The sequence below is a fragment of the Phycicoccus flavus genome, from assembly GCF_004025965.2.
GTDB classification, from domain to species: domain Bacteria; phylum Actinomycetota; class Actinomycetes; order Actinomycetales; family Dermatophilaceae; genus Phycicoccus; species Phycicoccus flavus.
In genome coordinates this window covers 33,418-45,562 of the sequence record NZ_SAYU02000031.1, presented here as the reverse complement: position 1 = coordinate 45,562, position 12,145 = coordinate 33,418, and the positions used below count along the sequence as shown (strand labels likewise).

9 protein-coding genes and 1 riboswitch are annotated in these 12,145 nt (G+C 73.9%); of the genes, 5 read left to right on the top strand and 4 right to left on the bottom strand.

Going from position 1 to position 12,145, the window contains the following annotated elements:
- Positions 1-145 precede the first annotated feature (145 nt).
- Entirely contained in the window at positions 146-1,357 is a 1,212-nt protein-coding gene (locus tag EPD83_RS10830; protein WP_128366771.1) for a CaiB/BaiF CoA transferase family protein, read from the top strand.
- An 87-nt stretch (positions 1,358-1,444) separates the two neighbouring features.
- On the opposite strand, the gene EPD83_RS10825 is transcribed toward EPD83_RS10830, so the two are convergent.
- From EPD83_RS10825 to EPD83_RS10815, 3 genes are read right to left on the bottom strand one after another with little or no spacing between them, the layout of a single operon-like run.
- Positions 1,445-2,242, bottom strand: a complete 798-nt coding sequence (locus EPD83_RS10825) for an ABC transporter ATP-binding protein (RefSeq protein WP_128366770.1) — start codon at positions 2,240-2,242, stop codon at positions 1,445-1,447.
- Complete coding sequence (locus EPD83_RS10820; RefSeq protein ID WP_128366769.1) at positions 2,239-3,318, bottom strand: taurine ABC transporter substrate-binding protein; 1,080 nt, start codon at positions 3,316-3,318, stop codon at positions 2,239-2,241. The genes EPD83_RS10825 and EPD83_RS10820 overlap by 4 nt, the downstream gene beginning before the upstream one ends.
- Positions 3,319-3,346: 28 nt before the next feature.
- The gene (locus EPD83_RS10815; protein WP_128366768.1) at positions 3,347-4,240 is read right to left on the bottom strand and encodes an ABC transporter permease; all 894 of its coding nucleotides are present in this window, start codon (positions 4,238-4,240) and stop codon (positions 3,347-3,349) included.
- A 296-nt stretch (positions 4,241-4,536) separates the two neighbouring features.
- Here EPD83_RS10815 and EPD83_RS10810 point away from each other — a divergent pair, with 296 nt between their 5' ends.
- The 3 genes from EPD83_RS10810 (at position 4,537) to EPD83_RS10800 (ending at position 7,575) form a co-directional block, all read left to right on the top strand.
- Positions 4,537-5,490, top strand: a complete 954-nt coding sequence (locus EPD83_RS10810; protein ID WP_165566582.1) for a carbamate kinase — start codon at positions 4,537-4,539, stop codon at positions 5,488-5,490.
- Positions 5,491-5,551: 61 nt separating this feature from the next.
- The gene (bar, locus tag EPD83_RS10805) at positions 5,552-6,679 is read left to right on the top strand and encodes a barbiturase (RefSeq protein WP_128367451.1); all 1,128 of its coding nucleotides are present in this window, start codon (positions 5,552-5,554) and stop codon (positions 6,677-6,679) included.
- Positions 6,680-6,756: 77 nt separating this feature from the next.
- A complete protein-coding gene (locus EPD83_RS10800) occupies positions 6,757-7,575 on the top strand; it encodes a formate/nitrite transporter family protein (protein ID WP_128367450.1) in 819 nt (272 codons plus the stop codon).
- Positions 7,576-7,685: 110 nt separating this feature from the next.
- On the opposite strand, the gene purH is transcribed toward EPD83_RS10800, so the two are convergent.
- On the bottom strand, positions 7,686-9,311 hold the full coding sequence (gene purH, locus EPD83_RS10795; protein ID WP_165566581.1) for a bifunctional phosphoribosylaminoimidazolecarboxamide formyltransferase/IMP cyclohydrolase: 1,626 nt from the start codon (positions 9,309-9,311) through the stop codon (positions 7,686-7,688).
- A 45-nt stretch (positions 9,312-9,356) separates the two neighbouring features.
- A riboswitch (ZMP/ZTP riboswitch) is annotated at positions 9,357-9,434 on the bottom strand.
- A gap of 182 nt (positions 9,435-9,616) precedes the next feature.
- Here purH and EPD83_RS10790 point away from each other — a divergent pair.
- Positions 9,617-12,106 (top strand): hypothetical protein, encoded by a 2,490-nt coding sequence (locus EPD83_RS10790; RefSeq protein ID WP_165566580.1) that lies wholly within the window; start codon positions 9,617-9,619, stop codon positions 12,104-12,106.
- Positions 12,107-12,145: the final 39 nt, after the last annotated feature.

The window sequence follows — 12,145 nt, the reverse complement described above, 5'->3', positions numbered from 1 at the left end:
TCAACTGTCATCGACCGGGGCGGACGGCTGGCAGAACCTGCCAGGTCGGCGGACCGCCCACCGGCCCCGGTCGCCGGTGGGGGCACGGGGCGGCAGCGGCTAGGTTGACCGCGACCATCCCGAGCCCGCCGACAGGAGCACGCCCGTGCCCGGACCGCTGGACGGCATCACCGTCGTCGACCTCTCCCGCGCCCTCGCGGGTCCGCACGCGGCGATGCTGCTCGCCGACCTCGGCGCCCGCGTCGTCAAGGTCGAGTCCCCGACCGGCGACGACACCCGCGGCTGGGGACCCCCGTTCGTCGGCCCCGACGACGACCCCGTCTCGACGTACTTCCTGTCCTGCAACCGCAACAAGGAGTCGATCGTCCTGGACCTGAAGTCCGACGACGGTCGCGAGACGCTCACCCGGCTGGTGCGGCACGCGGACGTCCTCGTCGAGAACTTCCGTCCCGGCGTCCTGGACCGGCTCGGGTTCGACGTCGCCCGGCTGCACACCCTCAACCCGGGGCTCGTCGTGCTCTCGATCAGCGGCTTCGGCCACGACGGCCCCGAGGGCGGGCGCCCCGGCTACGACCAGATCGCCCAGGGCGAGGCCGGGCTGATGTCCGTCACCGGGCCCGGCCCGGACGAGCCGCAGCGGGTCGGGGTGCCGATCGGCGACCTGCTCGGCGGCCTGCACGGCGCCCTCGGCGTCACGGCGGCACTGCGCGAGCGCGAGGTCACCGGCCGCGGGCGGGTCGTGCGGACCTCACTGCTCGCGTCCGTCGTCGGCGTGCACGCCTTCCAGGGCACGGCGTACACCGTCGCGGGACAGGTCGGGCGGGCCCAGGGCAACCACCACCCGGCGCTCGCGCCCTACGGGCTGTTCCACGCCGCCGACGGGCCGGTGCAGGTGGCCGTCGGCTCACAGGGGCTGTGGGTGCGCTTCACGGACGCGTTCGGCATCGACCCCGAGGACCCGCGGCTGGCGACGAACGCGCTGCGGGTGGCGAACCGCGAGCACCTCGTCGAGGTCGTCGACGCCGCCTTCGGCACCTGGGCCGCCGCCGACCTGCTGGCCCGGCTCGCCGAGGTCGGCATCCCGGCGGGCAAGGTGCGCGGCATCGACGAGGTCTACGACTGGGAGCAGACCCGCAGCCAGGGCCTGGTCGTCGACGTCGAGCACCCGGTCCTCGGGCGGATCGAGCTCCCCGGCCCGCCGATCCGGTTCGACGACAACGCCTACGCCGGCGGCCGCGAGACGCACCTGCCACCGCCCGGGCTCGACGAGCACGGTGCCGCGGTACGGGCCTGGCTCGACGAGGCCGACGGCGCCCCGGACCCGCGCACCGCCCAGCAGGTCGACGGCGGCGCCTGACCCCGCCCCTCCCCCCGAACGTGTGTGAACACGCCGCGGATTCGCGGCGTGTTCACACACGTTCGGGGAGAAATCCCGGGGGCGGGGTCAGCGGGAGGGGCTCGGCTCGGTCTGGTGGATGGCGTGCCGGACCCGGTCGACGAGCTCGGCGTACGCCGGCAGGGCGCGGATCTCGTCGGCGTCGAGGTTCTTCTCCGGCGTCGAGAACACGGCCCGCTCGTCGAGGACGATCCGCCCCGGCCGCGGGCTCATCACCATGACGCGGGTGCCGAGGAAGACAGCCTCGTCGACGCTGTGGGTGATGAACAGGACCGTGCTGCCGGTGGCCCGCCAGATCTCGAGCAGCTCGTCCTGCAGGCGCTCGCGGGTCAGGGCGTCCAGGGCCCCGAACGGCTCGTCCATGAGGATGATGTCCGGCTCGTTGGTCAGGACCCGGGCGATCTGGCAGCGCTGCTGCATGCCGCCGGAGAGCTCGTAGGGGCGGCGCTCGGCGAAGTCCGACAGCCCGACCATGTCGAGGAAGCGCTGGGCGGTCTCGCGCCGGTCGGCGGCCTTGACCCCGCGCAGCTTCGGCCCGAGCTCGACGTTGTCGCGCACCGTCATCCACGGGTAGAGCATCGGCTGCTGGAAGACGACGCCCCGCTCGGCGGACGGCTTCGTCACGAGGTCGCCGCCGACGCGCACCTCGCCCTCGGACGGCTCCATGAAGCCGGCGACGAGCCGGAGCAGCGTCGTCTTGCCGCAGCCCGAGGGCCCGGCGAGACAGACGAACTGCCCCGGCTCGATCGTCAGGTCGATGGTGTCGAGGGCACGCACGCCCTCGCCGTCACCGGTGTCGAACGTGTGCGCCAGGCCGTCGATGCGGACGTCCCGGTCGTGCCTCACTTCGACGCGTCCTCGGCGGGCGTGGGGTCGACCCCGTCGGCGTAGGTGGCCTCGGGGGCGACCTTGTCGATGCCGCCCTGGCTGAGGAGGAACTTCGCCGTCTGGGCCAGGTCCTTGCCCATCTTGCCGCCGAGGTAGTCCGCACCGGCCTGCTCGGAGGCGGGCAGGAACTCGTACCCGGCGAACTGCTTCTCGACCTCGGCCGGCGGGATGCCGAGCTCGACGGCGATGGACTCGGCGGCCTTGCCCGGCTCGTCGGAGATCATCTTCACGGCGTAGTCCTGGGCCTTCGCCCACTGCACCATGAACTCCGGGTTCTTCTCGACGAAGTCGCTCGTCGCGGTCCCGACGTCGAAGGTCGGCTTGCCGGCCTTCGCGGTGTCGGCGCTGCTGAGGATCGTCGTGCCCGTCTTCTTCAGCTCGGTGAGGGTCGGGTCCCAGACCCAGGCCGCGTCGATCTGCTTGCCCTGCCAGGCGGCGGGCATCTTGTCCGGCTCGAGGTTGATGAGCTTGACGTCGGAGTTGGGGTCCATGCCCGCGTCCTGGAGCGCCTGGAGCAGGGAGTAGTGCGCCGTGGAGCCGAACGGCGTCGCGATCGTCTTGCCCTTCAGCCCCTGGAGGTCGGTGATCCCCTTGTCGCGGACGACGAGCGACTCGGCGGCGCCGATGACGTCGTAGATCCAGACGACCTTGAGCGGCAGGTTGAGCGGCGCGGAGAGGGTCTTGGTCGCCGGCGAGGACCCCATGAGCCCGAGGTCGATGCTCTTGCCGGCGTAGGCCTGGACGACGTCGCCGCCGGAGGCGAAGTTGGTCCAGGTGACCTTGGCGTTCGGCATGCAGGCCTCGAGCAGGCCGAGGTCCTTGACGACGAGGTCGCCGTTGGGGACCTTCTGGTAGCCGATCCGGGCGGTCGCCGTGACCGAGTCGTCGGCCTCCCAGGGGCAGGCCTGCGCGGAGCCGGAGGAGTCGCCGGCCGACCCCGTCGCGGACCGCCCCGACTCCACGCAGCCGCCGAGGCCCAGCAGGGCAGCGGCCGCGGCGGCGCCGGCGGCGAAGGTGGTGGTGCGTCGCGTCATGTCGTTCTCTCTTCTCGGTGTGGTGGGGTCAGGCCTTGCCGTGCCACGGTGCGACGGTGCGCTCGACGAGCTTGATGAGCGCGTCGAGGGCGAGGGCCGTGACCCCGATGACGATGATGCAGGCGATGGTGATGGGCGTCTTCAGCTCGGTCCCGGCCTGGTAGGCGAGGCCGCCGATGCCGGGGATGCCGTTGTTGAGCTCGGCCGCGACGACCGTGGTCCACGCGAAGCCGGTGGCGACCCGGATGCCGGTGATGACCTGTGGCAGGGTCGCGGGGAACATGACCGTCGTCAGCGCCTGGCGGCGGTTGGCGCCGAGGGTGTAGACGGCGTTGACCATGTCCTCGCGCACCCCGCGGACCCCGCCGATGGTCGCCAGGGTGATGGGCGGGAACGCCGCGAGGAAGAGCAGCCAGTACTTCGACACGTCGCCGATGCCGAACCAGGCGATGAGGAGGCCGATGTAGCCGAGCGGCGGCAGCGCGCGCAGGAAGTTGACGTAGGGCTCGACGACGATGCCGACCCACCGGACGGTGGCCATGACGAGCCCGAGCGGGACCCCGACGAGGATGCCGGCGCCGACGCCGATGCCGATCCGCTGGAGGCTGGCGAGCAGGTGCTCCCAGAGGTAGTAGTTGTACTCGCCCCGGATCATCCGGTCCACGCCCGGCGCGATGGGGTGGGTCCGGTTCGCCTGGACGAAGGCGTCCCACACCGCCCCCGGCGAGGGCAGGTAGACGGGGTTGACGAGGCCGAGGCTCGCGACGAGCCACCAGACCGCGATGGTCCCGACCAGGACGAGGGCCCGGACGAGCCACGGGTTCGGCCCGGACGAGGACTTCCGGCGCGGAGGGCGGGGCCCCGGGTCGCGCTCGGCGTGCGCGGCGGGGGCGGACACCTGGGCCGCGGAGGTGTCGGTCATCGGCTCTCCTGCTGGGAGGGGGCACCGCCCCGTGGGGAGCGGCCGGTCCGTGCGATGCGCGGGGTCGGCGCCCCGCGGCGGAACCCCGGGGCCTTTCCTGGCGGGACGACAGCCTAGGCCAGCGTGCCGTGATCCGTGCAGGGGCGCACCCGAGGCGTGTCCGAGCCGTGATGGTGTCCGCCTGCGGGCCGGGACGCCACCGCCTGGCAGAACCTGACAAGGCGGTCGCGCGCACGGCCTCCGTAGGGTCGAGCTCCGGGCACCCGGCCCGGGACGAGGCGAGAAACGGGGTGACGATGCGGGTCCTGCTCGCCCTCGGCGGCAACGCGATGACCGGACCGGACGGCAGCGCCACCCCGGACGCGCAGATCACCGCCGTGACGGACGCGATGGCGGCCGCCGCCCGGCTCGTCGCCGCCGGCCACGAGCTCGTCGTCACGCACGGCAACGGACCCCAGGTCGGCAACCTGCTCGTGAAGAACGAGCTCGCCGCGCACGTCGTCCCGCCGGTGCCGCTGGACTGGTGCGGCGCCCAGACGCAAGGGACGCTCGGCTTCACCATCCTCGACGCGCTCGACGTCGCCCTGGCCCGGCTCGGTGCCGCCCGGCCGGTGGCCGCCCTCGTCAGCCGGGTGCTCGTGGACGCGGACGACCCGGGCTTCACCGACCCGACCAAGCCGGTGGGCCGCTACCTCGGGCGCGAGGACGCGCAGCGGATGGTCGAGCACGGCCAGGTCTGGGAGGACCGCGGCGAGAAGGGGTGGCGGCGGCTCGTCGCCAGCCCCGAGCCGCGCGAGCTGCTAGACGTCGCGGCCGCCCGCGCGCTGCTCGACGCCGGGCACGTCGTCGTCGCCGCCGGCGGCGGCGGCATCCCCGTGGTGCGCGACGACGACGGCACCCTGCGCGGCGTCGAGGCCGTCGTCGACAAGGACCTCACCGCCGCCCTGCTCGCCCGCGAGCTCGGCGCCGACGTCCTCGTCATCGCCACCGACGTCGACCACGTCTCCACCGGCTACGGCACCGACGACGAGCGCGCCCTCGGCCGGGTGGACGTCGCCGGGCTGCGGGCCCTGGCCGACGCGGGCGAGTTCGGCTCCGGCTCGATGGGCCCCAAGGTCGAGGCCGTCCTGCGCTTCGTCGCCGGCGGCGGCCGGCGCGGCGTCGTCACCTCGCTGCGGCACATCACCGACGCGGTCGACGGCGGCGTCGGCACCGTCGTCGAGCGCGACCCCGACCCCGCCGCCCCCTGATCCGTCACTCCTGCACCCGCATCCCGGCCGAACCCCGCCCCACCCGAGAGGAACGATCCCCGTGCCCGACGCCATCGAGGTCCGCAAGGTCCCCCTGCACTCCGTCTCCGACGCCTCCGAGCTTGGCAAGCTCATCGACGCCGGCATCATGGAGGCCGACCGAGTCGTCGCCGTCATCGGCAAGACCGAGGGCAACGGCGGGGTCAACGACTACACCCGCATCATCGCCGACCGCGCCTTCCGCGAGCTGCTCATCGAAAAGGGCGCCGACCCCGAGCGGGTCAAGGACATCCCCATCGTCTGGTCCGGCGGCACCGACGGCGTCATCAGCCCGCACGCGACGGTCTTCGCCACCGTGCCGGCCGACCGGGCCGAGCAGACCGACGAGCCGCGCCTGTCCGTCGGCTTCGCGATGAGCGAGAAGCTCCGGCCCGAGGACATCGGCCGCGTCGCGATGGTCACGAAGGTCGCCGAGGCGGTCAAGGTCGCGATGGAGCGCGCCGGGATCACCGACACCGCGGACGTCCACTACGTCCAGACCAAGACCCCCCTGCTGACCATCGACACCATCCGCGACGCCAAGTCCCGCGGCAACGACGTCTTCACCGAGGACACGCTGGCCTCGATGGACGTCTCGAACGGCGGCACGGCGCTCGGCATCGCCTACGCCCTGGGCGAGATCGCGATGCCCCGCGACGAGGACGTGCTCAAGGACCGCTCGCTGTACTCCTCGGTCGCGTCGTGCTCGTCGGGCGTCGAGCTCGACCGGGCGCAGGTCGTCGTCGTCGGCAACGCCCGCGGGGTCGGCGGCCGCTACCGGATCGGGCACGCGGTGATGGAGGACGCGCTCGACCAGGACGGGCTGTGGAACGCCATCCGCGACGCCGGGCTCGACCTGCCGGAGCGGCCGCACCACAGCGACCTCGACGGCCGCCTCGTCAACCTCTTCCTCAAGTGCGAGGTCAGTCAGGACGGTGCCGTGCGCGGCCGGCGCAACGCGATGCTCGACGACTCCGACGTGCACTGGCACCGCCAGATCAAGGCCGCCGTGGGCGGGGTGACGGCCGCCGTGACCGGAGACCCGGCGGTGTTCGTCTCGGTGTCGGCGGCCCACCAGGGCCCCGACGGCGGCGGGCCGGTCGCGGCCATCGTCGACCTCGGCGAGGACCCCACCGGCTACCGCCCCTGAGGTCCGCCGACGTCCCGGGGTGTCCGTCCTCGGCACGCGATGGACGGATCTTCCGCTCGGGCGGCTAGCGTGCGGCTGTGGCCACGAACATCGACCGGGACACCGACGGCGTACGCGACGAGGAGGAGCCGGACCAGGAGATCGACGAGGCGTTCGAGCGCCTCGTCGAGGAGGGCCACGAGCGGTTGACCCGGCCGCTGCGTGAGCTCTTCGCGACCGGCACCCTCGGCGGCATCGACATCGGCGTCGGCATCCTCGCCTTCTACGTCGTCAAGGAGGTGACGGGCGACCAGGTCCTGGCGGGCCTGGCGTTCTCCGTCGGCTTCGTCGCCCTGCTGCTCGCGCACAGCGAGCTGTTCACCGAGAACTTCCTCGTGCCCGTGACGGCCGCGGTGGCCGAGCGCGGCCCGTGGCCGGCCCTGGCGCGGCTGTGGGCCGTCACGCTCGTGACGAACATCCTCGGCGGGTCGATCGTCGTGTCCGTCATCCTCCTGGCCAAGCCGGACCTTGAGGAGGTCGCCCGCGAGACCGGCGAGCACTACGCCGAGCTCGGGGTGTCGCTGTCCAGCTTCCTGCTCGCCGTGCTCGCGGGCCTCGTCATCACGCTCATGACGCGGATGCAGCACTCGACGGAGAACCTCGGCGTCAAGGTCGTCCCGGCGATCCTCTTCGGCGCCGTGCTCGTCGGGGCCGAGCTCTTCCACTGTGTCCTCGACGCCATCTTCATGATCGGCGCGATGGTCGCCGGCGCCGAGATCGGCCTCGGCACCCTCCTCGTCGCCATCGGGTGGGCCGCGCTCGGCAACGCCGTCGGCGGCATCGGCCTCGTCACCTTCCTCCGACTGCTCCGCACCGCCCCCAAGGTCGAGGCCGAGCGCGACCGCGTCACCACCTGACCCCCCTGGACATTTCGGGGTCACCCCGAAATGTCACCGAGACCCCGGTTACGAACCACGGTCGAGCGGACATTTCGGGGTGACCCCGAAATGTCCGCCGGGGGTGGGGGTCAGTGGGCGAAGTGGCGGGTGCCGGTGAAGTAGAGGGTGACGCCGGCGGAGCGGGCGGCCTCGACGACCTCGGCGTCGCGCATCGAGCCGCCGGGGGCGACGACCGCGCGGACTCCGGCGTCGAGGAGCACCTGCAGCCCGTCGGCGAAGGGGAAGAAGGCGTCCGACGCCGCCACCGCACCCCGGGCCCGCTCCTTCCCCGCCCGTGACACGGCGAGGTGGCAGGCGTCGACCCGGTTGACCTGCCCCATCCCGATGCCGACGGACGCGCCGTCGCGGGCCAGGAGGATGGCGTTGGACTTCACGGCCCGCACCGCCCGCCAGGCCAGCTGCAGGTCGGCCAGGGTCGCGTCGTCGGCGGCCTCGCCGGCGACCAGGCGCCAGTGCGCCGCGTCGTCCCCCCCGGTGACGGCGCCGTCCTCGTCGCGGACCACCGCGTCGACGAGGTCGCGCTCCTGGACCAGCAGACCGCCGCTGACCGGCCGGGTCTCGACCCCGCCGCGCCCCGGGGACGCGCACTCCAGCAGCCGGACGTTCTTCTTGCGGGTGAGGATCTCCAGCGCCTCGGGCTCGAACCCCGGTGCGACGACGACCTCGGTGAAGATGTCGGCGACCGTCGCGGCCATCTCCGCGGTCACCGGCCGGTTGGCCGCGACGATCCCGCCGAAGGCCGACACCGGGTCGCAGGCGTGCGCCTTGCGGTGCGCGTCCGCGACGTCGGAGCCGACGGCGATGCCGCACGGGTTGGCGTGCTTGACGACGGCGACGGTGGGCACGTCGCCCTGGTCGTGGGCGGCGCGCACGGCGGCGTCGGCGTCGACGTAGTTGTTGTACGACATCTCCTTGCCGTGCAGCTGGCGCGCCTGGGCCAGGCCCGGCTCGGTCCCGGCGCCGGAGGTGTAGAGCGCCGCCCGCTGGTGCGGGTTCTCCCCGTAGCGCAGCACGGCCGCCCGCTCGCACGTCGCGCCGGCCCAGGCCGGGAAACCGGTGCCCTCCGAGGTGTCGGCGTAGGCGTTGCCCATCCAGGACGCGACCGCGACGTCGTAGGTGGCGGTGTGGACGAACGCCTCTGCCGCCAGCCGACGTCGCTGCTCGAGGGTGAACCCGCCGCCGCGCACCGCCTCCAGGACCGCGTCGTAGGCCCCCGGGTCGGTGACGACGGCGACGCTCGGGTGGTTCTTCGCGGCCGCCCGCACCATCGACGGGCCGCCGATGTCGATCTGCTCGACGCACTCGTCGGGGCTCGCGCCCGAGGCGACGGTGGCCGCGAACGGGTAGAGGTTGACGACGACGAGCTCGAAGGCCTCGACGCCGAGGTCGGCCAGCTGCGCGAGGTGCTCGGGCTTGCGGGTGTCGGCGAGCAGGCCGGCGTGCACCATCGGGTGCAGCGTCTTGACCCGGCCCTCGAGGCACTCCGGGAACCCGGTGAGGTCCTCGACCTTGGTCACCGGCAGGCCGAGGGACTCGATGACGCCGGCGGAGCCGCCGGTGGAGACGAGCGCCACGCCGGCCTCGTGGAGGCCGCGCACGAGCTCGGGCAGGCCGGTCTTGTCGTAGACGGAGACGAGGGCGCGGCGTACCTCACGGACGTCCTGCGAGGGTCCGGGGGCGGAGACGGCGGACATGACGGGCTCCTTGCGGTGCGGGGACACGAGGGTCGGCGGTCGGTCCCGGGGCACCCAGGCGGGCGATGCCCCGACTGCAGACTTCCCGGTGGTGACCCACCCGCGCCAGTCGTCGGTCCTGCGACGGCGGCGAGGGGTCGGTCCCGCGGGACCCGCCCGCGGCGACCACCCGCGCCGGGCGTCGCCCGCATCCTAGCGACCGTGCGGTCTCGTCCGTTCGTCCGGCTCTGCGCGCTCCGGCGCGCGCCGGAGGCCGCGGACCGGCAGGATCCGAACCTCTCGCCACCGTCCCAGGAGGACTTCCCGTGCCCCGTCGTTCCCCCCGCCACCGTTCCGCGCGCCCCGGTCCCCTGCGGCCGGGCACCGTGCTGGCCGCGCTGGCCCTCGCCCCGCTCGCCCTGGCCCTGGCGGCCCCGACGACCGCGGCCGCACCGCCCGAGAAGCCGTTCGTCGGCGGCCGGGCATCGGTCGCCCGGCTCGGGGACCGGCTGCCCGCCGTCGCCCGCGAGAACGGGATGAGCCGCGCCCAGCTGCGCGCCGCCCTCCTCGCCGACCGCACGCTCAAGGTCGACCGCTCCCTCCAGCTCGCGTACTTCGACGAGGCCGCCGACGCCGGCGCCCCCGATCCCGCCCCGGTCGCCGCGGCCGCGCCGCCGACCACCGACCCGGTCTTCTCGCTCTCCAGCCTGCCGGGCGCGGAGAAGACGATCTACCTCGACTTCGACGGAAACACGACGACCGGGACGACGTGGAACTCCGCCTATGGCGTCGAGACGATCGAGAACCCGCCGTACGACACCGACGGGGACCCCACCACCTTCAGCGCCACCGAGCTCGCGGTCGTGCGCAACGCCTACGACGTCGTGGCCGAGGACTTCGCGCCCTGGAACGTCAACGTCACGACGGCCGACCCCGGCACCGAGGCGCTGCGCCGCTCCGGCACCGGTGACACCCGGTGGGGCGTGCGCGTCGTCGTCACCTCCGACACCTTCGCGTCCTGCGGCTGCGGCGGCCACGCGTACATCGGCGCCTTCGACGACCCGACCGACGAGCCCGCGTTCGTCTACAACTCCGGCTCGCGCGGGGTCGCCGAGGCCGCGACGCACGAGGTCGGCCACACCCTGCTCCTCGCCCACGACGGCACGACGTCCGGCGACGCCTACTACCGCGGCCACGGCACCGGCGAGACCGGGTGGGGGCCGATCATGGGCGCCTCGTACAGCCCGTCGACGGTCCAGTGGAGCCAGCAGGAGTACACCGGCGCGAACAACAACGACGCCGCGGCCAACTACAACAACGGTCCCGACGACGTCGCCATCATCTCCTCGCTGACCAACGGCAACGGCTTCGGCCTGCGCGCCGACGACCACGGCGACACCCGGGCCACGGCCACCGCGCTCACCGGCCCGACCGTGACGGTCTCCGGGCGCATCTCGACCCGCACCGACGTCGACGTCTTCTCCCTGTCCGCCGCCGCCGGGCCGGTCACGGTCTCGGCCACCCCGCCGCCGGCACCGGTGGCCAACCTCGACCTCGCCCTCACCGTCCGCGACTCCTCCGGCGCGGTCGTCGCCTCGGCGGACGCCCCGACCGCGCACGCCGCCACCCTCACGGCGACCCTGCCCGCGGGCGACTACACCGTGAGCGTCGACGGCGTCGGCGCGGGCTCGCCCACGGCCGTGCCCCCGACCGGCTACACCGACTACGGCAGCCTCGGCACCTACGGCCTCACGGCGCGCTTCACCCCGGCCACGACCGCCGACACGACCCCGCCGGCGGCGCCGACCGGCCTGACGGCCACCGCCTCCGGCGACGTCGTCGCCCTGTCGTGGACCGCGAACACCGAGCCCGACCTCGCCGGGTACACGGTGGCCCGGGCCTCCACGGCGGCCGGCCCGTTCACGACCCTGGCGTCGACGACGAGCCCGTCCTTCACCGACACCGCCCCGCTGGCCGGCACGAACGTCTACCGGGTCACCGCGAGCGACACCGCCGGCAACGTCTCGGCCCCCTCGGCCCCGGCGACCGTCGACCGCACGCCGCCCTCCTCCGGGACCGTCGCCGACGGTGAGCTCGCCGTCGTCGGCGTCGTCACCGGGACCGTGGCCGACACCCGCAGCGCCGACGGCGTCGGGCAGGCCGTCGACGAGGTCTCCTCCGGCGGCAAGCCCAACAGCCGCTACGACACCCTGGAGCACCGCTGGAGCTTCCCCGCGACGGACGGCTCGCTCTCCCTCGCGGTCGCGGCCACCGTGCTCGACGGCGGCGACGCCGACTCCGGGATGCGCCTGGAGTGGTCGCGCAACGGCGGCACGTCGTGGCTGCCGGTGACGACGCTCACCGGGTCGGTCGACTCCTCGTTCACGCTCGGCACCGCGAGCGGGCCGGTGTGGGTGCGCGTGGTCGACACGGACTCCACGGCCGGTCAGCTGCGCCCCGACACCGTGCGGGTCGACCTGCTGCGGATCGACGCCCAGCCGGTGGCCCCGGCCTCCGAGGCCGTCGTCTCCGCCCTCGTGGCGGGCACGACGTCGGTGACGAAGTCGTCGGCCGCCGGGACCGCCACGGTCACCGTCACCGACGAGTACGGCACGCCGGTCGCCGGCGCCCGGGTCGGCCTGCGCTTCTCCGGCGCGTTCTCCGACACCCCGACGGTGACGACCGACGCCTCCGGCACCGCGCGGTACACGACCGCCGGGTCCGGGACGCGGCGGCCGTCGTTCCAGGTGTGCGTCGTGTCCGTGGACGCCGGGCCGCTGGCCTGGACCGCGGGTCCGGTCTGCCGGACGGTCTGACCGTGACCGCCGCCGCCCGGCGCTCGGTCCGGGCGGCGG

Bases quoted from the DNA above. Each gene is read 5' to 3' on its own strand.
- EPD83_RS10820 (WP_128366769.1), bottom strand. From the start codon at position 3,318: ATGACGCGACGCACCACCACCTTCGCCGCCGGCGCCGCCGCGGCCGCT.
- EPD83_RS10815 (WP_128366768.1), bottom strand. From the start codon at position 4,240: ATGACCGACACCTCCGCGGCCCAGGTGTCCGCCCCCGCCGCGCACGCC.
- EPD83_RS10810 (WP_165566582.1), top strand. From the start codon at position 4,537: ATGCGGGTCCTGCTCGCCCTCGGCGGCAACGCGATGACCGGACCGGAC.
- purH (WP_165566581.1), bottom strand. From the start codon at position 9,311: ATGTCCGCCGTCTCCGCCCCCGGACCCTCGCAGGACGTCCGTGAGGTA.